The organism is Streptomyces sp. NBC_01320, from assembly GCF_035974375.1.
In the GTDB taxonomy this organism is placed as follows: domain Bacteria; phylum Actinomycetota; class Actinomycetes; order Streptomycetales; family Streptomycetaceae; genus Streptomyces; species Streptomyces yanii.
Genome location: NZ_CP108390.1, coordinates 5,015,479 through 5,037,157, shown reverse-complemented (window position 1 = coordinate 5,037,157; position 21,679 = coordinate 5,015,479). Strand labels below are relative to the sequence as shown.

Genomic DNA, 21,679 nt, shown 5'->3' with positions numbered 1-21,679 from the left:
CTTATCACGGACTTGTGACAGACCGGGTTGGGCCGGTGCGGTGCCTGCGCAGTAATGTGGCGGCTTCGGGGACTGCCACGGCACGGCGGAGCAACGGACTCTGCGGACCGGTGCGACGATCCCCACGGGGTCGACCCCGGACCCCGGGAAATGGGGCGGGAGGGCCCGCACAGAACCGAGAGGTGAACTCAGTGAACTTGCGCGACCTGGTGTACGGGCTCTACGCGCGCCGGGTGGAGGCCCGCCTCGACCACGCCCAGGTGCCCAAGCACATCGGTGTCATCCTCGACGGCAACCGGCGCTGGGCGAAGGCGTCCGGCGGCACGGCCGCGCAGGGGCACCAGGCGGGTGCGGACAAGATCCAGGAGCTTCTCGGCTGGTGCAGTGAGACCGATGTCGAGGTCGTCACCCTGTGGCTGTTGTCCACGGACAACTTCGACCGGCCCGAGTCCGAGCTGACACCGCTCCTCGGCATCATCGAGAACACGGTGCGCGACCTGGCGGCGGACGGGCGGTGGCGCGTCCACCACGTCGGCACCCTCGACCTGCTGCCCGCGCACACGCAGACCGTCCTCAAGGAGGCCGAGCAGGCCACGGTCGGGGTCGACGGAATACTGGTCAATGTCGCCGTCGGCTACGGCGGGCGGCAGGAGATCGCGGACGCGGTCCGGTCGCTGCTGCTCGACCACTCGTCCAAGGGGACGTCCTTCGAGGACCTGGCGGAGATCGTCTCCACCGACCTGATCTCGGAGCACCTGTACACGCGGGGGCAGCCGGATCCGGACCTGGTGATCCGCACGAGCGGTGAACAGCGGCTGTCCGGCTTCATGCTCTGGCAGAGCGCGCACTCCGAGTACTACTTCTGCGAAGTCTTCTGGCCGGCGTTCCGCAAGGTCGACTTCCTCCGGGCGCTGCGCGACTACGCCGCCCGAGGCCGCCGCTTCGGCGGCTGACGCCGCCCGTCTCCTCCACGGACCGGGCCAGGGTCTCGCCCGGCCCCGGCCCCCAGGGTGGCCGGTTCCGTCCTTCTCGAACGCCGGACGGGCCGGAGTTGCCCACCCGAACGGCTCAATAAGCGGGCCCGGACCCGTGTTCCGGGGTGGCCCGAAAAGCACGCGTCCGGCGATCGAGGACGCGAGCCCCGGGCCCATGCGGCCCAGGGGCACCACGGCCGCCCACGGCGGCGCCGGGGGCCGGCGCAGCAGACCCACGTGCCCGGGGGCACACTCCCAGCTCAGCCCGCCCACCCCGGGCGGCATGGCTTCGCGTGTTCGAGGGAATACCCCTGTCAGGTCGACGTCCGGTCAAAAACCAGGCGGACGTCGTGTCCAAGTGAGCGGCATGGAGTCCGCTCGCCCGGGAGGCCCTTTGCACACGAAGGACCGTACATACTGTGCGGCTGACGCGGAGGGCCGGCACTCGGCCCGCGCAAGAGGGTCGCAGCCCGGTCCGTCCTCTCCCTTTGGGATGCTCCGCGACGCCGTCGCACCCCAACCTCGTCCGAGGGGGTACGTCCTTCCGTGGTGACCAGCACAAAGCGCCGCATGCCCGACAGGCGCACCTATGTTCTCGACACCAGCGTCCTGCTGGCCGATCCGAACGCCATGGCCCGGTTCGACGAGCACGAAGTCGTGCTCCCGATCGTCGTGGTCACGGAACTGGAGGCCAAACGGCACCATCCGGAGCTCGGCTACTTCGCCCGGCAGGCCCTGCGTCTGCTGGACGACTTCCGGGTCCGGTACGGCCGGCTGGATGCCCCGATTCCGCTCGGGGATCTCGGCGGGACGCTGCGCGTCGAACTCAACCATTCCGACCCCGGCGTACTGCCCGCCGGCTACCGGTTGGGGGACAACGACTCACGGATTCTCGCGGTCGCGCGCAATCTCCAGGCCGAGGGGTACGACGTCACGGTCGTCTCCAAGGACCTGCCGCTACGCATCAAGGCATCCTCGGTCGGCCTCCTCGCGGAGGAGTACCGCGCCGAACTCGCCATCACCGACTCCGGCTGGACGGGCATGTCGGAACTGCCCCTCTCCGCCGAACAGGTGGATCTGCTCTTCGGAGAGGAGACGCTCTACGTCCCCGAGGCCGCCGACCTGCCCGTGCACACCGGACTGGTGCTGCAGTCCGAGCGCGGTAAGGCGCTCGGCCGGATCACCGCCGAGGGCAATGTGCGTCTCGTCCGCGGCGACCGGGAGGCCTTCGGGATCCATGGCCGCAGCGCCGAGCAGCGCATCGCTCTCGATCTGCTGCTCGACCAGGACGTCGGGATCGTGTCGCTGGGCGGCCGGGCCGGCACGGGCAAGTCGGCGCTGGCGCTCTGCGCCGGTCTGGAGGCCGTCCTGGAGCGGAGGCAGCACCAGAAAGTAATGGTCTTCCGGCCGCTGTACGCGGTCGGCGGCCAGGAGCTCGGCTATCTCCCCGGCACCGAGGCCGAGAAGATGAGCCCGTGGGCGCAGGCCGTCTTCGACACGCTCTCGGCGGTCGCCGGGCGCGAGGTGATCGAGGAGGTGCTGGGGCGCGGGATGCTGGAGGTTCTGCCGCTCACCCACATCCGGGGCCGCTCGCTTCACGACGCGTTCGTGATCGTCGACGAGGCGCAGTCGCTCGAACGGAACGTCCTGCTGACCGTATTGTCCCGAATTGGGGCGAATTCCCGGGTCGTGCTCACGCATGACGTGGCGCAGCGGGACAACCTCCGGGTCGGCCGGTACGACGGAGTCGTGGCCGTGGTGGAGAAGCTGAAGGGCCATCCGCTCTTCGCGCACGTCACGCTCACCCGTTCCGAGCGCTCGCAGATCGCCGCGCTGGTGACCGAAATGCTGGAGGAAGGCCAGATCTGATACGGGATACGACCATTGATGCCGCCCGGCGAGCCAAAGAGCTTAGCCGGGCGGCATCGTGCTGCGGCACCTTTTCCGTAAAACACGTGGACCAAACGGGGTGTGAGCTTTCACACGCAACGGAGAATTGCTTCGCGGCGGCCCGTTCCGGCAGAGTCTTGCTTCCGTCAGGCCCCGCATACGGCACACCCGCACCTCCAGAGGTGCCACGCATCAGACAACTCAACAATTGCCGTCCGTATGCCGCCCGCGAGCACCACGCGGCACTCCTCCAGGGGAGTTGCCCACCGGGCCCGTGCCTCCCGTGACCCAAGCAGTAGGGAGGCCAGCGTCAGGGGCACGATTGCGTCCGCGAGGTCACCTAAGCGGGCGATGCTGGAAGGACACCGTGTGAGCCGGATCTCGGTCCGGGGGTTCGCCGTGGCATCTGCCACTGCGGTCACCACCGTCGGCGCCGTCGTAGGCGTTGCATCGGGCAGCACTCCTGCTGCCGACGACAACAACTTCGAGGCGACCGCAGCCGACACGACGCTTCTCGCCGACATCCCTGCGGGCCAGCAGGCCCAGGTGCAGACCGCCTCGCTGACGCAGCAGGCGGACGCCCAGGCGTCCGCAGCCGACGCGGCAGCGAAGAAGTCCGCGGAAGAATCGGCCCGCATCCAGGCCGCCAAGGACGCCGAGTCGAAGAAGCAGGCGGCCGAGGACAAGCTGGAGAAGGAGCGTCAGGCCAAGGAAGACGCCGAGCGCGCCAGCCGGTCCGCGGTGCGTTCCGCCTCCGCCTTCGCCACGCAGAGCTCGTACACCGTGGCCGAAGTCCAGGCGATGGCTCGCCAGATGATCCCCGGCGACCAGTACCAGTGCTTCAGCAACATCGTGAACCACGAGTCGAGCTGGAACTACCGGGCGACCAACGCGTCCTCCGGTGCGTACGGGCTCGTCCAGGCGCTCCCCGGTTCCAAGATGGCGTCCGCCGGTGCCGACTGGCAGACCAACCCGGCCACCCAGATCAAGTGGGGCCTCAGCTACATGGACGGCCGTTACGGCTCCCCGTGCGGCGCCTGGTCCTTCTGGCAGGCGAACAGCTGGTACTAGAACCTTCCGAGGTTCCGGTCTCAACCTTGCGAAGCCCCTCACCGTCCTACGGTGGGGGGCTTCGCGCGTGTACCGTCGTCCGGACGACTCCGGGGGGAGTGGTGGGGAGAGAACTCGGGGGTAGAGGAACACTTATGTCGAAACTGCCAGGGTGGCTCGGGCGGCTGGGCGTCGAACTGACCGAGCTGGGCGATCGCCTGGAGGAACGTCGCGCCGCAGCGGAGGCCGAGGGGGACCTCGAGGGGGGCAGGGACGCGCAGGCCGTGGTCCCGGTCGCGATCGTCGCCGCGGTGTCCACCGCCGAAGACCGGTCCACCGACCCCGGCCGGGTCCCGGCGCCGCCCGCCTACGCACCCGCAGTCGCCGCCCGCCCCGATCCGGTCGCGGCGATCCCCTGGGGGATGCGCGTCGCGGCCGAGGCCGGCTGGCGGCTGCTCGTCCTCGCGGGCACGCTCTGGGTGCTGATGAAGGTCATCAGCGCCGTACAGCTGGTGGTGCTGGCGTTCGTCGCCGCGCTGCTCGTCACCGCGATGCTGCAGCCGACCGTCTCCCGGCTGCGGAGGTACGGACTTCCGCGGGGTCTCGCCACCGCCGTCACCGCGATCCTGGGCTTCGTCATCATGGGCCTGGTCGGCTGGTTCGTGGTCTGGCAGGTCATGGACAACCTCGACACCCTCTCCGACAAGGTGCGGGACGGTATCGACGAGTTGAAGCGCTGGCTGCTCGACAGCCCCTTCCATGTCACCGAGCAGCAGATCAACGATGTCGCGAAGAATCTCAGCGACACCATCGGCACCAACACCGAGGAGATAACCTCCGCCGGGCTCCAGGGCGTCACCGTGATGGTGGAGGTCCTCACCGGGATGCTGCTGGCGATGTTCTCGACGCTCTTCCTGCTGTACGACGGAAAGCGCATCTGGCACTGGGTGCTGAAGCTGGTGCCCGCGCAGGCGCGGCCGGGTGTCGCGGGCGCCGGGCCGCGTGCCTGGCTGACGTTGACCGCCTATGTGCGGGGCACGGTGCTGGTCGCCCTGATCGACGCGATCTTCATCGGGCTCGGCATCTGGTTCCTCGATGTGCCGATGGCGGTGCCGCTCGCCGTCTTCATCTTTCTCTTCGCCTTCATCCCGCTCGTCGGCGCCGTGATCTCCGGAGCGCTCGCGGTGGTCGTCGCGCTGGTCACCGAGGGCGTGTTCACCGCGCTGATGGTGCTGCTCGTGGTGCTGGCCGTGCAGCAGATCGAGGGCCATGTGCTGCAGCCGTTCATCCTCGGCCGTGCGGTACGCGTCCACCCGCTCGCCGTCGTCCTCTCGGTCGCCGCGGGCGGCATGATCGCGGGCATCGGCGGTGCGGTCGTCGCGGTGCCGCTGGTCGCCGTCACCAACACGGTGGTCGGCTATCTGCGGAAGTACGGGCAGGAGGAGGCGCTGCGGCACGCACCGCAGCCGCGCGGTGCCACGGCGGTCGGCGTCGCGCCGACCGGGGCGCCGGGACCGTCACGCGAGGAACGCGGCGACGGTGACGCCTATGGGGAAGCGGTGCAGCCGGAGACGGAGTAGGGCAGAAAGAAGGGCCCCGTGGACGGTCGGTCGTCCTCGGGGCCCTTCTCGTATCAGGGGTCCTGCTGCTACTGCTCGGCGAGCACGGCCTCGGCTTCGAGGGTGACGCCGACCGCCTGGATCACCGAGGCGATCTTGACGGCTTCCTGAATGGTCTCACGGTCCACGCCGGCCTTGCGCAGCACCTGTTCGTGGGAGTCCAGGCACTGGCCGCAGCCGTTGATCGCGGAGACGGCGAGCGACCACAGTTCGAAGTCGACCTTCTCCACGCCCGGCTTGCCGATGACGTTCATCCGCAGACCCGCACGGAGCGTCCCGTACTCGGGGTCCGACAGCAGGTGCCGGGTCCGGTAGAAGACGTTGTTCATCGCCATGATGGCGGCCGCCGACTTCGCCGCGGTGTACGCCTCGGCGGAGAGGTTGGCCTTGGCTTCCGGCTCCAGCTCGCGCAGCACCTTCGGCGAGCGCGAGGCGATCGCGCAGGCGAGGACGGTGCCCCACAGCTGCTGCTGCGGGAGCTCGCTGTTCCCGATGACCGAACCGAGGTTCAGCTTCAGGTCCTTGGCGAAGTCCGGAACAGCGGCCTTCAGTTCGTCGAGTGCCATGTCGGTGTCAGCTCACTCGCCCGAGAGGAGCGCGACCGGGTCCAGGGTGTTCTCGCCCTTGGTCCAGTTGCACGGGCACAGCTCGTCGGTCTGCAGGGCGTCGAGGACCCGGAGGACCTCCTTGGGGTTACGGCCCACGGAACCGGCGGTCACCATCGTGAACTGGATCTCGTTGTTCTGGTCGACGATGAAGACGGCGCGCTGCGCGAAGCCGTCCTCGCCCTCGATGCCGAGGTCACGCATGAGCTCGTGCTTCGAGTCGGCCATCATCGGGAAAGGCAGGTCGGTCAGGTCCGGGTGGTCCTTGCGCCAGGCGTGGTGCACGAACTCGGAGTCACCGGAGAAGCCGAGGATCTGGGCGTCACGGTCGGCGAACTCGTCGTTCAGCTTGCCGAAGGCGGCGATCTCGGTGGGGCACACGAAGGTGAAGTCCTTCGGCCACGCGAAGACGATCTTCCACTGACCCTCGTAGGTCTTGTGGTTGATCTGCTCGAACTCCTTGCCGCTCTCCAGCGAAACACAAGCAGTCAGGTCGAACTCGGGGAACTTGTCACCGACAGTGAGCACGCGCTCTCCTTGTAGCGTAGGAATTCCCTTTTGCGGGACTTCCTGAGGGTTGGACGATGTCCACCATGGCACAGAGTGCATTGATCACGGAAATAGCTACACTTGGTCGTGATGATCGGAGGTGCCTATCAGTGGCGCAGAGTAACCAGGGCAATCGCCCCAAACAGCCCAGCCTGTCGCAGCTGCGCGCCTTCACGGCCGTGGCCGAACATCTGCACTTCAGGGACGCGGCGGCAGCGATCGGGATGAGTCAGCCCGCGCTCTCCGGAGCCGTGTCCGCACTGGAAGAGGCACTCGGTGTCCAGCTCATCGAGCGTACGACGCGCAAGGTGCTGCTCTCGCCCGCCGGGGAACGGCTTGCGGTGCGGGCCCGGGTGGTGCTGGAGGCCGTGGCTGAGCTGATGGAGGAGGCCGAGGCGGTCCGGGCGCCGTTCACCGGAGTGCTCAGACTCGGTGTGATCCCGACCGTCGCCCCGTATCTCCTGCCGGCCGTGCTGCGGCTGGTCCACGACCGCTACCCGGAGCTCGACCTCCAGGTGCACGAGGAGCAGACCTCGTCGCTGCTGGAGGGGCTGGCCGCCGGACGGCTGGACCTGCTGCTGCTCGCCGTACCGCTCGGGGTACCGCAGGTGACCGAACTCCCGCTCTTCGACGAGGACTTCGTGCTGGTCATGGAGCGCAGCCACTGGCTGGGCGGGCGCGCCGACATCCCGCGCGAGGCGCTGCGCGAACTGCCGTTGCTGCTGCTCGACGAGGGGCACTGCCTGCGCGATCAGGCCCTCGACATCTGCCGGGAGGCGGGCCGTACGGAGGGGGCGCCGGTCACCACGACCGCGGCCGGGCTCTCCACGCTGGTGCAGCTGGTCGCGGGCGGACTCGGGGTGACACTGCTGCCGCGCACCGCCGTGACCGTCGAGACCGCCCGCAACGACGCGCTGGCCACGGGGTACTTCGCGGACCCCGCTCCTTCGCGGCGGGTGGCACTGGGAATGCGGACAGGGGCGGCCCGGCAGGGCGAGTTCGAGGAGTTCGCCGCCGCGCTGCGCGAGGCGATGCGGGTGTTGCCCGTACGGGTGGCCACGGACGCCTAGGTCCTGCCCGGTGCATCGCAAGGCGGCCGGACGTCCTTGGACGGGGTCTCCCCTGCTCGAAAACGGAGTGGAGAGCTTGGGGAAGGAACCACCAGGGTTTTTGACCGACGCGGAAGGGGGTCCCCCTGGCCCTCAAGGCATCGGGGGAAGGCGTGCCGGGCGGTGCGACGGGGCAAAAGCTTGCCGGGAGGGGCACTGGAACACGGGGCGTGGTCCGTCCTCCCGGAGGAACCGCGCCCCGCCTCCCTCACTCGGTACGGAGACCGTCCGGCCGCATCAGGCGCCACAGGGCGGGCAGCGAGACCAGAGTGACCAGCAGGATCAGTCCCGCACCCGCACCGATCATCGGCAGGAACAGCCACCAGTCGGTGACCTTCTTGGCGATCATCCGGATCATCACCGCGCCGAGCCCGAGCCCGCCCGCGACCGCCACCACCAGACCGACGACCACCGGTACGGCGGTCTGCCACAGCACCGACCAGCCGAGCGTGGTCCGCCGAGTGCCGAAGGCGACGAGGACCGACAGCAGGCGCCCCCGCTCCCGCAACTGCTCCAGCTGGGAGACCAGCATCGACGCGGCGATCAGCAGCAGGGTCGCGGTCGCGCCGACCTGAAGTCCCCGCTGCACGCTGGCGTACTGCCGGTCGCGCGCGACCGACCTCAGGGTGACCACCCGCATGCCGGGATCGAGCCGGGCCGCCGTGTTCCGTACGTACTCGGCGACGTCCTCGACGCCCTCGTCGACCCGGATCTGCGCCCTGGTCGTCGCGCCCGGCAGCTTGCTCGGGTCGATCGCACCCACGGTCGCCATGATGCCCCAGTGGTCCTCGCCCATCGGGTCGCGGCGGTCGACCACCGTCGGGGCGTCGGCGGGCAGCGTCCAGCGCTTCGCCTCCTTGCCGTTCTGCTGGGCCGAGTCCGAGCTGATCTCCACCTCCTTGCCCTTGCGGGCGGCCTTGTCCACCCAGTCGCTCATCTTCTTGTCGTTCCGCGGGTGGACGACGAACGCGCCGCCCTCCTTGCAGGAGCCGATCCGGGCGAGCTCGCGCAGAGTCGCGCAGTCGCCGATGGTCAGCAAGGTGGTGGGCTGGATCTCGTCGCCGGTGTACGTGCCTGGCTTGGTCGCGTACACCTCGACCGTGCCGATGACCGCCTCCACGCCCTTGGTGGCCCGGAACTCCTTGATGGTCCGGGTGGCGGCGTCACCGCTCACGTTCTCGGAGAACGTGAAGAACTGGGCTCGCGCCGGGTCCTGACCCGTCACCCGGTTGAACTCGTCGCCCACCGCGGCGAACAGCATCTGCAGGGCCACCGCGCCCGCCACCGCGACCGTGATGCCGCTGACCGCGCGGGCCGCCGCCCCGCTGTTCAACTGCAGACGGCGCGTGGCGAGCTGCCAGGGGACCGGTCCGCCGCGCAGCCGCTTCACGCATGCCTCGACCAGCCACGGCAGCAGCAGTGCGAGCCCCACCAGGAACAGCACGGCACCGCCCGCGATCGGATACGGATCGACGGGGGCGTCGGGGGAGACCTTGCCGGTCACCCCGAGTACCACCAGTCCCGCGACCGGCACCAGCAGCCGCCACCAGAGTCGGCGCCTGCGGCTGCGGCTGTTGCGTACGACGCCGAGCGGCTCGATCACCACGGAACGCAGGGCGGTCAGGGTGACGAGCACCGCCGAGACCGGAACCGCCACGGCGATCAACGCGGCCAGCCAGGGCTCGGGCACCAGGTCGGACGGGAACGCGCTGACGTCCCACACCTCGACGCTGCCCACGAACTCACGCCCCACCAGGAACAACGCCAAGCCGGCGAGGAGACCGAGCACCGAACCGAAGAACGCCTCGCCGGCGGCGATCCGGCGGGTCGTCCGGATGTCCGCACCCACCAGGCGCAGTGCGGCGAGCCGGCGGTCGCGGCGGTCGCCGCCGAAGCGGACGGCCGTCGCGATGAAGATCGCGACCGGCACCAGCAGCACGACGCAGATCATGATGATCAGGACGATGAGAACGGGTGTCAGGGGCTCCGCGGGGCCGGGGTCGCCGTAGCCGGCCAGCCGGTGACCGCCACGGGCGGGGGTCAGAGTGTCGCTGCCCGCGTAGAAACGCAGTTCGCCGGGGGCGACCAGGCCGGTGTCGGTGATCGTGCCGGTGATCCTGTACGGCAGCCGCTCCTTGAGCAGACCGCCGTCCGAGGAACCGAGCAGCTCCTTCAGGGCAGGTGAGACGACCATCTCGTCCGGACCCGGGAAGCGTGCGACTCCGGGCGGGGTGACCGGGTGCGTACCGTCCGGACGCATCAGGAAACCCGTGACGGTGCGGCCGCGGTACTCGGTCTCCGCGTCGATCCGCAGGACCGTGGTGTCCGACTTCGGGACGGCGGATCGGGACGGGCCCGCGGCCTCGGTTCGGGCCTGCTCACGCGCGGAGCGGTGGTCGATCAGATGCGGTACGGAGGCGGCGGCCAGCAGCAGCGCCACACCGAGACCCACGCCGACGGCGGTGAGTAGGGTGCGGGTCCAGCCCTCGCGACCCCCTGAGCAGGCGAACCGTATGCCGAGACCGAGATCGCGCAGCAGTGCGGCGAACCGGGAGGGCTCGCTGGGCCGGGGCCGCTCGGTGACCGGGTCCGTCGTGCGGTCGAGCAGGGTCATACCGCGTGCTCCAGATCGAGGGCCCGGCCGTCGCGCACCGTGACGTCACGGTCGGAGTACGCGGCGACGCGGGCCTCGTGCGTCACCAGGACCACGGCGACGTTGGCGGACCGGGCGGCATCGGTGAGCAGCTCCATGACCCGCTCACCGTTGAGGGAGTCCAGGGCGCCGGTCGGCTCGTCCGCGAAGATCACCTTGGGGGAGGAGGCGAGGGCGCGGGCCACGGCCACGCGCTGCCCCTGGCCGCCGGAGACCTCGGCCGGGCGTTTGGCGCCGAGGTCGTCGACCTCCAGGCGCTCCATCCATGTCAGGGCGGTGCGCTCGGCGTCCTTGCGCCGGGCGCCGCTGAGCCGGAGCGGCAGGGCGACGTTCTCCACACAGGTCAGCTCCGGGACGAGCTGGCCGAACTGGAAGACGAAGCCGAACTCGGCGCGGCGCAGGGCGCTGCGTTCGGCGTCGGACATCGTGGAGAGCTCGCGGCCCGCGTAGGTGATCGTGCCGCGGTCGGGGGTGACGATCCCGGCGAGGCAGTGCAGCAGGGTCGACTTGCCGGAGCCGGACGGACCCATCACGGCGACGACCTCGCCGGGGTGGATGGAGAACGAGGCGCCGTCGAGCGCCGACGTCGAACCGTACGACTTGTGCAGGTCGTGAGCGGTCAGCAGGGAACCGGCGGGGGTCATGGGTTCACCACCTTCGCCAGCTGGCCGAGTCGCGCGGCGGTCAGTTCCAGCCAGCGGAGGTCGGCCTCGAGGTGGAACAGCGCATGGTCGCAGATCAGCTGGTCGGCCAGGTCGCCCCTGCGCTTGCGGTCGGTGAGGATACGCATCAGGCGCAGGTGCTCGGAGCGCTGGGCGTCCAGCAGATCGGCGGCGCTGCGGCCGGTGAGCAGGGCCAGGACGACCTTGGTGTAGAGCGTCGACTGGAGATACGGCTCGGGCTTCTCGGGCTGGGCGAGCCAGGCCGAGACATCGGTGATCCCGGCCTCGGTGATGGCGTACCGCTTGCGCTCGGGGCCGCCGCCGCTCTCGATGCCGTCGACCTCGACGAGGCCGTTCTTGAGGAGCCGGGACATGGTCGAGTAGACCTGGCCGTAGTGCAAGGGGCGGTCGTGGCCGAACTTCTCGTCGAACGTGCGCTTGAGGTCGTAGCCGTGGCGGGGGCCGGACTCCAGGAGTCCCAGCAGGGTGTGACCGATAGACATGTCCAGCACTGTACATGGCGTGTATACCTGCGGTGTATACCTGGCCTCGGACCGACCCGTGGACCCTTCCCCGCCCAAGGACTCGATCACCCGACGGGCTGGGTGTCCCGGTCCCTCCGGCGATCGCTACTCGTCCCCGTCGGAGGTCGGTGGTCGTGGAGGGCGGCCGCGGCGCGGCAGGGGACCGGCGGCGCGCGGCAGCCGGCCCGCCTCCGCCAGCGCCCTCCGCAGCAGGAACTCGATCTGCGCATTCGCGCTGCGCAACTCGTCCGACGCCCACCGCGCCACCGCGTCATGCACCGCCGGATCCAGTCGCAGCAGCACCTGCTTGCGGGCGGGTGGCCTGTCTCCTGTCACTGGTACAGGGTGCCCGTATTGAGTACCGGCTGCGCCGCCCGGTCTCCGCACAGCACGACCATCAGATTGCTGACCATCGCCGCCTTGCGTTCGGAGTCCAGCTCCACGATGTCCTGCTCGGCGATCCGGGTGAGCGCCATCTCGACCATGCCGACCGCGCCCTCGACGATCTGCTGACGGGCCGCGACGACGGCCCCTGCCTGCTGTCGCTGAAGCATGGCGGAGGCGATCTCGGGGGCGTACGCGAGGTGGCTGAAGCGGGACTCGATGATCCGTACGCCGGCGGCCTGCACCCGGGCCGTGAGTTCGACGGCCAGCTTCTCGGTGATCTCCTCCGCGTTGCCACGCAGTGAAAGGCCGCCTTCGTCGTGGGCGTCGTACGGGTACTCGATCGCGATGTGCCGGACCGCCGCCTCCGTCTGTGTGGCGACGAACTCCAGGAAGTCGTCGACCTCGAAGAGTGCCTGAGCCGTGTCCTCGACCTTCCAGACGACGATCGCGGCGAGCTCGATCGGGTTGCCGTACGCGTCGTTGACCTTCAGGACCGCGGTCTCGTGGTTGCGGACCCGGGTGGAGATCTTGCGGCTGCTGGTGAGCGGGTTGATCCAGCGCAGTCCGTCGGCGCGGATCGTACCGACGTACCGGCCGAAGAGCTGGATGACGCGGGCCTCGCCGGGCGCGACCATCTTGACGCCGCTCATGCAGAAGAACGAGGCGATGACGAGCAGCAGGCCGAGGATGAAGATCGGGATCCCCGCCCCGTTGTGCCCGTTCGCGCCCAGGACGCCGCCGATGATCGCCAGGCCGACGCCGAGGAAGACGCCGAGGACGGTCAGGAGAAGGCCGAGCCCGCCGGGAATGGAGTGGGCCGTGGTCTCCCGGACCTGGGGTTCCGGCATCTCGGGGAGCGGGTCGGTGTGCGAAGCGGGGTGGTCGGTCATGGAATCCCCCTGTTTGTCTGCTGGAAGAGTACTAGCAATCTGATATCAGATTAACTGTTCTCGCAACCTTGCGCACCTCTCGTTCGTCGGTTCCCTAAGGAACGGGTGCTGATTGTCACGTCCACAAAGGACCGGATCTCTTGCTTTTTGTCCCTGCCGACAGTGTTAGCTGGCTGGGCCGAGGGGGATCCGGGCGAGCAGAGAAACAGGGAGCAACACAGCGATGGGTCGAGCGGATGCGCGACGAGCCCAACAGCGCGGTGCGCGACGGGCCACGAAGAGCGGCGGCATACGCAGACTCTTCACCTGGAAGAAACTGCTGGGCACGTTCTTCGGGTTCTGCCTGCTCGGCATGGGCGCGTTCTTCGTGCTCTACATGATCGTGGACGTGCCCGAGGGCAACGCCCAGGCCAAGCTCCAGAGCAACGTCTACAAGTACCCCGACGGCACCGTCCTGGCCCGCACCGGCAAGGTCAACCGGGAGATAGTGGGGCTGTCCGAGGTCCCCAAGGACGTGCAGCGGACCTTCGTCGCCGCCGAGAACAAGTCCTTCTACACGGACAAGGGTGTCGACTTCAAGGGCACCGCGCGCGGACTGATCAACACGATGTCCGGCAAGGGCAAGCAGGGTGGCTCGACCATCACCCAGCAGTACGTCAAGAACTACTACCTGGACCAGGACCAGACGGTCACCCGCAAGCTCAAGGAGCTGGTGATCTCCCTCAAGGTCGACCAGAAGAAGAGCAAGAACGACATCCTCGCCGGGTACATCAACACCAGCTACTACGGCCGCGGCGCCTACGGCATCCAGGCCGCCGCGCAGGCGTACTACGGCAAGGACGCCCGGGACCTGGACGTCGCCGAGGGCGCCTACCTCGCGGCGCTGCTCCAGGCGCCGAGCCAGTACGACTGGGCCGTCGCCTCGCCCGTGGGTAAGCGCCTGGTCAAGGAGCGCTGGAACTACGTACTGAACAACATGGTCGAGGAGCACTGGCTGGACGCCGGCAAGCGCCAGGGGCTGGAGTTCCCGCTGCCGCAGGACCCCAAGCCCGCGGACGGTCTCACCGGCCAGAAGGGCTACATCGTCAACGCGGCGCGGGCCGTGGTGCAGAAGCAGGAGCACCTCAGCGACGAGCAGTTCGACGCGGGCGGCTGGACCATCACGGTCACCATCGACAAGAAGAAGCAGCAGCAGCTGGAGCAGTCGGTCAAGGCCAGGCTGACCAGCAAGCTCGACACGAAGGGCCGCAGCGTCGACAAGGACGTGCAGGCCGGCGCGGTCTCGGTGAACCCGAAGACCGGCGCGGTCGTCGCCCTGTACGGCGGCACCGGGCTGACCGAGCACTGGACGTCGAACGCCACCCGGCGCGACTACCAGCCCGCCTCCACCTTCAAGCCGATCATCCTCGCCGCGGCGCTCGACCAGAAGGCCCAGACGCAGAACGGGCAGCCGATCACCGCCAACACCCGGTATGACGGCAACAGCCGGCGCCCGGTCGAGGGCAGTGACATCGCCTTCGCGCCGCCCAATGAGGACAACGCGAACTATGGCCAGGTCACCGTCCAGACGGCGATGAACAAGTCCATCAACTCCGTCTTCGCGCAGATGGGCGTGGACGTCCACATGGACAAGGTGATGCAGACCGCGGGCAAGCTCGGCATGGACGTCGAGGGCCTGCCGGTCGTGCCCGCGCAGACCCTCGGTTCGATGGGCGCGAGCCCCATGGAGATGGCCGGGATCTACGCGACGCTCGACAACCACGGCAAGAAGGTCACCCCGTCGATCGTGAAGTCCGCCTCCCGGCAGGGCGGCGCCCCGATCGCGCTGCCCGACCCGATCGGCGAGCAGGTGATCAGCCGCCAGGCCGCGGACTCGGTGACCTCGGTGCTGACCGGCGTGGTCGACGACGGCACGGCCCGGGTCTCGGTGCGCGACGCCCCGGGCCGCGGAGGCCAGCAGGTGGCCGGCAAGACGGGTACCTCGGACAACAACAAGTCGGCCTGGTTCACCGGCTACACCCCGAAGCTCGTCACCTCGGTCGGTCTCTTCGGTGAGGCCGCAGAGTCCCAGAAGGGGGCCGACGGCAAGCAGATCCGGAAGGGTTCGCAGGTCACTCTGAAGGGCGCCGCGGGCGGCGGCCGCGTCAACGGCGGTGGCTTCCCGGCCGAGATCTGGGCGGACTACACGTTCCAGGTGATGGGCGGGAGAAGCGCCTTCGACCTGGACACGGACATGGGGGCGGCCGTGACGCCGCCGCCGTCCTCGACCTCGCCGAGCCCGAGCGGACAGCCGTCGGAATCGGCCAGCCCGTCCGACCAGCCGTCCAGCGAGGCACCGTCCTCCGAGCCGCCGACGGACAGTCCGCCCCCGTCGGCGCCGTCCGACCCGACGCCCTCGGGCGGCACGTCGAGCGGGCCGCCGACCGTCCCGGACCCGACGGACAGCGCCCAAGTCCCGCTGAAACCGGGGGACGGCAGGCAGAACAGCGGAGTGCAGGGCTGACGCGGTCACGCACAGCTCACCGGTTGATACGGCGAAGGGTGCCACGGAGCGTATCCGTGGCACCCTTCGCCGTGTGTCCGGCGTGCGCGGTCAGCCGCCGTTGACCTCCTTGGCGACCCGGTCGCCGAGGTCCTTGTCCACGTTGCGCCAGTACTGCAGCGCCCGTTCCAGGACTGGGCGGCTCACACCATCCAGGAGATGGCCGGAAATGTTCGACACGAGCCGCTCGCGCGCCGCGTCGTCGAGCACCTTGCGGACCATGGTGCCCGCCTGGCCCCAGTCGTCGTCCTCCCGGTGCAGCTTGTACGCCTCGTGGACCATCTCGCCCGCCGTGGCCCAGCCCGCCGGGTCGCCGAAGCGCTCGGTGTCCGCGGCCGGTCCGCCGTACGAGTTCGGTGCGTAGACCGCTCCCGTGCGCGTCGGCTCGTACCGCATCGGGCCGTCCTTCGCGTACGAGTTCCGGCCGAAGCGCGGCCGGTTCGGAGGCAGCTGCGCGTAGTTCGGGCCGATCCGGTACCGGTGGGTGTCGGGGTACGAGAAGAGCCGGCCGAGCAGCATCTTGTCGGGCGACGGGCCGATGCCGGGCACCAGATTCGACGGCTCGAAGGACGCCTGCTCGATGTGGACGAAGAAGTCCTCGGGGTTCTCGTTCAGCGTCATCCGGCCGACCTCGATCAGCGGGTAGTCGCCGTGCGGCCACACCTTGGTCAGGTCGAACGGGTTGAACCGGTAGTCCGGTGCGTCGTCGAACGGCATCACCTGGACGTACAGCGTCCAGCTCGGGTGATCGCCGCGCTTGATCGACTCGAACAGGTCGCGGCGGTGGACATCGCCGTCGATACCGGCCATCTCGTCGGCATCGGCCTGGGTGTAGAAGTCGATGCCCTGGTCGGTCTTGAAGTGGTACTTGATCCAGAACCGCTCGCCACCCGCGTTCACCCACATATAGGCGTGCGAGCTGTAACCGTTCATGTTGCGGTAGGTCTTCGGGATGCCCCGGTCGCCCATCAGCCACGTCACCATGTGCGCGGACTCGGGGGAGAGGGTCCAGAAGTCCCACTGCATGTCGTGGTCGCGGATCCCGCTCTCCGGGCGGCGCTTCTGCGAGCGGATGAAGTCCTGGAACTTCATCGGGTCCCGTACGAAGAAGATCGGCGTGTTGTTGCCGACCATGTCGTAGTTGCCGTGCTCCGTGTAGAACTTCAGCGCGAAGCCGCGGGGGTCGCGCCAGGTGTCGGGGGAGCCCTGTTCGCCGGCGACCGTGGAGAATCGGGCGAGCATGGCGGTCTGCTTGCCCGGTTGGAAGAGGTCCGCCTTGGTGAACTGGCTGACGTCGTTGGTCACGACGAAGGTGCCGTAGGCCCCGGAGCCCTTGGCGTGGACCACCCGTTCGGGGACCCGTTCACGGTTGAACTGGGCCATCTTCTCGATGAGGTAGTGGTCCTGGAGCAGGATCGGCCCGTCGGATCCGACGGTGAGCGAATGTTCGTCGCTCTCCACCGGGATCCCGGCGTTGTTCGTGGTGTAGGGAGTGTTCTTGGTTTTCTCGGACACGAGCGTCCTCCCGTCGGTGCGGGGTGTCGGTCAAATCGTCCAGGCGGCGCCCGGTCACGACTGAAGTCAACTCCGACGACGGGAGGATGGCAACATGTGGAGATCGTCCCTATTTGTCCAAATGTGGCGCGGTGCTGTGAGCTCCTCTTACTGGCTGCGGGTCGGCATCTCGAACCAGACGACCTTGCCGGTCGACAGCCGGGTCGCCCCCCACCGCCTGGCCAGCCGGTTCACCAGGAACAGTCCGCGGCCGCCCTCGTCCATGTCGCGTGCCCGGCGCTGCCGGGGCAGCTGCGGGGCGTCGTCACCGACCTCGCAGCGCAGGATGTCGGTCCGCAGCAGCCGCAGCGTGACCGGCCGCTCCGCATACCGCACCGCATTGGTGACCACCTCGCTGACCAGCAGTTCCACCGAGTCCGAGAGATCGTCGAGCCCCCACCGGCTGAGCGCCCTGCGGGCCAGTCGGCGGGCCCGTCCGGGGGCGGAGTCCTCCGGTTCCAGGAACCAGTAGGCGACATCGCTCGGCGCGATCCCGTCGAAGCGGGCGGCGAGCAGCGCGATGTCGTCGTCCCGGTCGCCGGGGCCGAGCATGTCGAGCACGTCGTCGCAGAGCGCCTCCAGCGGCGGCGAATGGTCCGGTCCGGTGAGCCGGGCGGTGGCGGCGAGCCGTTCGCGCAGCTGCTCGATCCCGGTCCAGACGTCCCGCAGCCGGGACTCCACCAGACCGTCGGTGTACAGCAGCAGCGTGGCGCCCGAGGGCGCGTCCAGCTCGACCGCCTCGAAGTCGACCCCGCCGACGCCGATCGGGGCACCGGGCGGCACCCGAAGCACTTCCGCGCGGCCGCCCAGGTGAAGCAGGACGGGCGGCGGGTGCCCTGCGTTGGCGATGGTGATCCGGTGCGCGACCGGGTCGTAGACCGCGTACAGGCAGGTCGCCATGCGGTCGCTGCCGAGTCGCTGTGCCTGCTCGTCGAGGTGGTGCAGGACCTCCTGCGGCGGCAGGTCGAGCCCGGCGAGGGTCTGCGCGGTGGTACGCAGCTGCCCCATGATCGCCGCGGAGGTCATGGAGTGGCCCATGACGTCGCCGACGACGAGGGCGACCCGGCTGCCGGGCAGCGGGATCGCGTCGTACCAGTCGCCGCCGACCCGGGCGGTCTCGGCGGCAGGAAGGTAGCGGGAGGCGAGCCGGACACCGGTGGGCTGCGGCAGCGAGTCGGGCAGCATGGTGCGCTGCAGTTCGTCGGCGATGTACGCCTCGCGCCCGTACAGCACGGCCTTGTCGATGCCGAGCGCGGTGTGCGTCGCCAGCTGCGCGGCCACCAGCAGATCGTTGGCCTCGAAGGGGGGGCGCTCGGTCCCGCGCAGGAAGACGGCAGCACCGATCACCCTCCGGCGGCCGCGCAGCGGGGCGAGGATCGCCCGGTGGCCGGAGGGTACGGTGCCCCCGGCGCCGAGCAGCTCGGGCAGGGCGACGCGGGCCGTCGCGGAGTCACCGAAGACGGGCCGTACGCCGCGCAGCACCTCCGCGAGCGCGCCGCCCGCCCGGACCTCGCAGAGCTCGGCCGCGGGCATCAGATCGGCGTGCGGGTCGAGGGCGGGCAGCCGCAGCCGCTCGCTCTCCGCGGAGGGGGAGACATCGGAATCGTCATCGTTTAAACGCAGCCGGTCGGACCGGCGCAGCCGCAGCACGAACGGAGTGACGGGACGCTCGTCGCCGACCGGGAGCGGGTCGCGGAGGTAGACGAGTATGGCGTCGGAGAACGTCGGCACGCTGGCCCGGCACAGCCCCAGGACGATCTCGTCCAGGTCGATGCCGCGGGCGATCCGGCGGGTCGCGGCGCCCACGAAGCGCAGCCGGTCGCCCTCGCGGCGGGCCACCGCCTGCGGGTCCGGTCCGGCCGCGGCGGTGCTCGGCGCGGTCGCCGGGTTCGGTGCGCCGGCGGGGCCGGGAATCGCCGTGGGATTGGAGCCGGAGCCGGGCGCCGGGGCCGGCCCCGGGATCGCTGCGGCGGCAGGCGCGGCCTGCGGCGCGGCATCCTGCTGCCGCGGTCGGGCGCGTTCCTGCGACCGGGCGGCGAGAGGCTGCCGGCCTTCGTGGGAGGTGGGATGCTCCGTCACGCGTGGGGTTCCGTCCGTCCGGGCCGGTTGTATGAGGCAATCACCTTGTGGGGCGCCACTGTGCCCCGGCAAGAGCGGCGATGACAACGGCTGTCACCGCATGCCCCGCTCGGCGGGGCCGAAACCGTATGCCTGCGAGGTGTGTAGGTGACAACGTTTCCGGCGCGTGGGCGGCGGACAGCGTGCACGTCTCCACCCCCTCGTCGTGGTCCATGCGGATTTTGCGACTCATGCAACTGATGCGGCTCATGAAGATCGTGCAACTCGTGCGATGACTTGCGGTCAGGTCCTGCGCCGCGCCCGCCGGTTGAAGCGGAGCAGCCCTCCGGAGGACGATCCTACGTTTGCCCCCCTGGGGTGCATCAAGGGTCTCACGACGGCATATGCGAGGGCGTACGGTCCCAGTCATCCGGCAGCGCGGGTACCCGCCACCGCGGATCGGGCCGCCAGTTCTCCCAGCCGTCCCGGAACGGAGCCCCCCACGCGTCGATCACGCGGACGGCCGCGCGGCCCGCCTCCCGTACCCGCCACGCGGTCTCCCGGTCCATCAGCCCGACCCGCTGCGCCTGCGCGAACTCGTCCTCGTCCAGCCAGCGCCAGCTGCGGTCGGGGCGGACGGCGATGTCGAGGAAGTGATCTTGGGAGTCGATGCCACCCGCCCAGCGGGTGCGCGGTTCCTCCAGGTTCACGTACCAGTTGCGAAAGCTCCAGCCGCGGTCCCAGAACAGCCAGACCGACCAGGGTTCGCCGGGCCGGGCGAGCTTGAGCACGCCGGTGCCGAACCAGGTCGAACGGGCGGTGGTACGGGGCGCGGTGTATCGGGTGGCGAGGGGCTCGGCGTGCACATTGGTGCCGTCGGCGAGGACCGGCTTCACGCATTCGGTGCCGGGTGCCATCCACACGGCGAGCAGCTCGGCGGTGTCCTGGACCACGGTGACGGGACGGCAGATGTGGACCGGGCTGTGGGCGCGGCCGGGCGACCGCGGACCGTTGCCGCGGTAGCGCCACAGAATCTGATCACCCGGCGCCCAGAACGTGGTCTCTCCGGGCTCGACTTCTCCGGGTTCGCTGTCTCCGGTACCTGCCATGGAGAGATCTTAGGGATGCGCCCGCCCGGTCGCTGCGATCCACGTCACGGGCGGGTCATACGCAACACGTCGAGTGCCTCGTCGAGCTGTTCCACCGTGAGATCGCCGCGCTCCACATACCCCGAGTCCAGCACCACTTCACGGATCGTCCGCCGCTCGGCGAGCGCCTTCTTGGCGACCTTCGCCGCCTCCTCGTAGCCGATGTACTTGTTCAGCGGCGTGACGACGGACGGCGAGGACTCCGCGTATTCCCTGGCCCGCTCCACGTCGGCGGTGATGCCGTCGACGGTGCGGTCCGCCAGCAGCCGGGAGACGTTGGACAGCAGCCGGACGGACTCCAGCAGATTCTTCGCGATGACCGGCAGCATGACGTTCAGTTCGAAATTGCCCGCCGCGCCCGCGACGGCGACCGTCGCGTCGTTCCCCATCACCTGGGCCGCCACCATCAGCACGGCTTCAGGAATGACCGGATTCACCTTCCCCGGCATGATCGACGAACCCGGCTGGAGGTCGGGAAGACTGATCTCGGCCAATCCGGTGCGCGGCCCGGAGGCCATCCAGCGCAGATCGTTGCAGATCTTGGTGAGCGAGACGGCGATCGTACGGAGCTGGCCGGACGTCTCGACGAGCCCGTCCCGCGCGCCCTGCGCCTCGAAGTGGTCACGGGCCTCGGTGAACGGCAGTCCGGTGACACGGGCGACCTCGGCGATCACGGCGGCGGAGAAGCCGGGCGGGGTGTTGATGCCGGTGCCGACGGCCGTGCCGCCCAGCGGCAGCTCGGCGAGGCGCGGCAGCGATGCGTACAGCCGCTCGATGCCGTACCGGATCTGCGCCGCGTAGCCGCCGAACTCCTGGCCCAGCGTCACCGGCGTGGCGTCCATCAGGTGGGTACGTCCCGACTTCACGACCGCCGCGAACTCGACGGACTTGCGCTCCAGGGCGGCCGCCAGATGATCCAGCGCCGGGATCAGCTCGCCGGTGACGGCCGCGGTCGCGGCGATGTGGATGGATGACGGGAAGACGTCGTTGGACGACTGCGAGGCGTTGACGTGGTCGTTGGGGTGGACGTCGCGGCCGAGGCGTTCGGTGGCGAGGGTGGCCACGACCTCATTGGTGTTCATGTTGGAGGACGTGCCGGACCCGGTCTGGAAGACATCGATGGGGAAGTGCGCGTCCCAGCGGCCCTCGGCGACCTCGGCGGCCGCGTCCTGGATCGCGGCGGCGATGTCCGGGTCGAGCACCTTCAACTCGGCGTTGACCTTCGCCGCGGCCGCCTTGATCCGGGCCAGGGCCTCGATGTGGGCCCGCTCCAGGCGCTGGCCGGAGATCGGGAAGTTCTGCACGGCTCGCTGCGTCTGAGCCCGCCACCGGGCATCCGCGGGCACCTTCACCTCGCCCATCGAGTCGTGCTCGATGCGGTAGTTCTCGCCGGCTGTGCCGCTGTTCGCCGGGACCTGTACGTCGTCCATGGGGTTCAACCTCCTGAAAAAGTTGAGCACTTGTC

At 69.5% G+C, this 21,679-nt stretch carries 17 protein-coding genes; 6 read left to right on the top strand and 11 right to left on the bottom strand.

The window, feature by feature from the left end; translation table 11 throughout:
- Nucleotides 1–191: 191 nt before the first annotated feature.
- The 4 genes from OG395_RS22660 to OG395_RS22645 all read left to right on the top strand — a co-directional run bounded on the left by OG395_RS22660 (nt 192) and on the right by OG395_RS22645 (nt 5,494).
- A complete protein-coding gene (locus OG395_RS22660; RefSeq protein ID WP_327244588.1) occupies nt 192–953 on the top strand; it encodes an isoprenyl transferase in 762 nt (253 codons plus the stop codon).
- Between the two features lie 567 nt (nt 954–1,520).
- Entirely contained in the window at nt 1,521–2,843 is a 1,323-nt protein-coding gene (locus tag OG395_RS22655) for a PhoH family protein (protein WP_037688637.1), read from the top strand.
- 390 nt (nt 2,844–3,233) lie between these two features.
- Entirely contained in the window at nt 3,234–3,935 is a 702-nt protein-coding gene (locus OG395_RS22650) for a lytic transglycosylase domain-containing protein (protein WP_327244587.1), read from the top strand.
- Between the two features lie 134 nt (nt 3,936–4,069).
- Nucleotides 4,070–5,494, top strand: coding sequence for an AI-2E family transporter (locus OG395_RS22645; RefSeq protein WP_327244586.1), 1,425 nt, complete (start codon nt 4,070–4,072; stop codon nt 5,492–5,494).
- A gap of 68 nt (nt 5,495–5,562) precedes the next feature.
- Here OG395_RS22645 and OG395_RS22640 read toward each other — a convergent pair whose 3' ends face one another.
- Nucleotides 5,563–6,099 carry an alkyl hydroperoxide reductase gene (locus tag OG395_RS22640; protein ID WP_266982030.1) on the bottom strand — a complete coding sequence of 179 codons (537 nt, stop codon included), beginning with the start codon at nt 6,097–6,099 and terminating at the stop codon, nt 5,563–5,565.
- Between the two features lie 12 nt (nt 6,100–6,111).
- Nucleotides 6,112–6,666 carry a peroxiredoxin gene (locus OG395_RS22635; RefSeq protein WP_037688641.1) on the bottom strand — a complete coding sequence of 185 codons (555 nt, stop codon included), beginning with the start codon at nt 6,664–6,666 and terminating at the stop codon, nt 6,112–6,114.
- A gap of 131 nt (nt 6,667–6,797) precedes the next feature.
- On the opposite strand from OG395_RS22635, the gene OG395_RS22630 reads away from it, so the two are divergent.
- On the top strand, nt 6,798–7,757 hold the full coding sequence (locus OG395_RS22630) for a hydrogen peroxide-inducible genes activator (protein ID WP_327244585.1): 960 nt from the start codon (nt 6,798–6,800) through the stop codon (nt 7,755–7,757).
- A gap of 247 nt (nt 7,758–8,004) precedes the next feature.
- Here OG395_RS22630 and OG395_RS22625 read toward each other — a convergent pair whose 3' ends face one another.
- From OG395_RS22625 to OG395_RS22605, 5 genes are all read right to left on the bottom strand, one after another.
- Nucleotides 8,005–10,410: an FtsX-like permease family protein gene (locus tag OG395_RS22625; RefSeq protein WP_327244584.1), complete on the bottom strand. Its 2,406-nt coding sequence runs from the start codon at nt 10,408–10,410 to the stop codon at nt 8,005–8,007.
- Nucleotides 10,407–11,093 carry an ABC transporter ATP-binding protein gene (locus OG395_RS22620; protein ID WP_327244583.1) on the bottom strand — a complete coding sequence of 229 codons (687 nt, stop codon included), beginning with the start codon at nt 11,091–11,093 and terminating at the stop codon, nt 10,407–10,409. Before OG395_RS22620 ends, OG395_RS22625 begins: the two co-directional genes overlap by 4 nt.
- Nucleotides 11,090–11,614, bottom strand: coding sequence for a PadR family transcriptional regulator (locus tag OG395_RS22615; protein WP_327244582.1), 525 nt, complete (start codon nt 11,612–11,614; stop codon nt 11,090–11,092). The genes OG395_RS22620 and OG395_RS22615 overlap by 4 nt, the downstream gene beginning before the upstream one ends.
- A gap of 126 nt (nt 11,615–11,740) precedes the next feature.
- Complete coding sequence (locus OG395_RS22610) at nt 11,741–11,971, bottom strand: hypothetical protein (RefSeq protein WP_327244581.1); 231 nt, start codon at nt 11,969–11,971, stop codon at nt 11,741–11,743.
- Nucleotides 11,968–12,912: an SPFH domain-containing protein gene (locus OG395_RS22605; protein ID WP_327244580.1), complete on the bottom strand. Its 945-nt coding sequence runs from the start codon at nt 12,910–12,912 to the stop codon at nt 11,968–11,970. Before OG395_RS22605 ends, OG395_RS22610 begins: the two co-directional genes overlap by 4 nt.
- Before the next feature lie 223 nt (nt 12,913–13,135).
- Here OG395_RS22605 and OG395_RS22600 point away from each other — a divergent pair, with 223 nt between their 5' ends.
- Entirely contained in the window at nt 13,136–15,415 is a 2,280-nt protein-coding gene (locus tag OG395_RS22600) for a transglycosylase domain-containing protein (protein WP_327244579.1), read from the top strand.
- Between the two features lie 90 nt (nt 15,416–15,505).
- On the opposite strand, the gene OG395_RS22595 is transcribed toward OG395_RS22600, so the two are convergent.
- The 4 genes from OG395_RS22595 to OG395_RS22580 form a co-directional block, all read right to left on the bottom strand.
- The gene (locus OG395_RS22595; protein WP_327244578.1) at nt 15,506–16,969 is read right to left on the bottom strand and encodes a catalase; all 1,464 of its coding nucleotides are present in this window, start codon (nt 16,967–16,969) and stop codon (nt 15,506–15,508) included.
- A gap of 147 nt (nt 16,970–17,116) precedes the next feature.
- On the bottom strand, nt 17,117–19,087 hold the full coding sequence (locus OG395_RS22590) for a SpoIIE family protein phosphatase (protein WP_327244577.1): 1,971 nt from the start codon (nt 19,085–19,087) through the stop codon (nt 17,117–17,119).
- Nucleotides 19,088–19,458: 371 nt separating this feature from the next.
- A complete protein-coding gene (gene fomD / locus OG395_RS22585) occupies nt 19,459–20,175 on the bottom strand; it encodes a cytidylyl-2-hydroxypropylphosphonate hydrolase (RefSeq protein ID WP_327244576.1) in 717 nt (238 codons plus the stop codon).
- 44 nt (nt 20,176–20,219) lie between these two features.
- The gene (locus OG395_RS22580) at nt 20,220–21,644 is read right to left on the bottom strand and encodes a class II fumarate hydratase (protein WP_327244575.1); all 1,425 of its coding nucleotides are present in this window, start codon (nt 21,642–21,644) and stop codon (nt 20,220–20,222) included.
- Between the last annotated feature and the right edge of the window lie 35 nt (nt 21,645–21,679).

Bases quoted from the DNA above. Each gene is read 5' to 3' on its own strand.
- OG395_RS22645 (WP_327244586.1), top strand. From the start codon at position 4,070: ATGTCGAAACTGCCAGGGTGGCTCGGGCGGCTGGGCGTCGAACTGACC.
- OG395_RS22640 (WP_266982030.1), bottom strand. From the start codon at position 6,099: ATGGCACTCGACGAACTGAAGGCCGCTGTTCCGGACTTCGCCAAGGAC.
- OG395_RS22625 (WP_327244584.1), bottom strand. From the start codon at position 10,410: ATGACCCTGCTCGACCGCACGACGGACCCGGTCACCGAGCGGCCCCGG.
- OG395_RS22620 (WP_327244583.1), bottom strand. From the start codon at position 11,093: ATGACCCCCGCCGGTTCCCTGCTGACCGCTCACGACCTGCACAAGTCG.
- OG395_RS22615 (WP_327244582.1), bottom strand. From the start codon at position 11,614: ATGTCTATCGGTCACACCCTGCTGGGACTCCTGGAGTCCGGCCCCCGC.
- OG395_RS22605 (WP_327244580.1), bottom strand. From the start codon at position 12,912: ATGACCGACCACCCCGCTTCGCACACCGACCCGCTCCCCGAGATGCCG.
- OG395_RS22600 (WP_327244579.1), top strand. From the start codon at position 13,136: ATGGGTCGAGCGGATGCGCGACGAGCCCAACAGCGCGGTGCGCGACGG.
- fomD (WP_327244576.1), bottom strand. From the start codon at position 20,175: ATGGCAGGTACCGGAGACAGCGAACCCGGAGAAGTCGAGCCCGGAGAG.
- OG395_RS22580 (WP_327244575.1), bottom strand. From the start codon at position 21,644: ATGGACGACGTACAGGTCCCGGCGAACAGCGGCACAGCCGGCGAGAAC.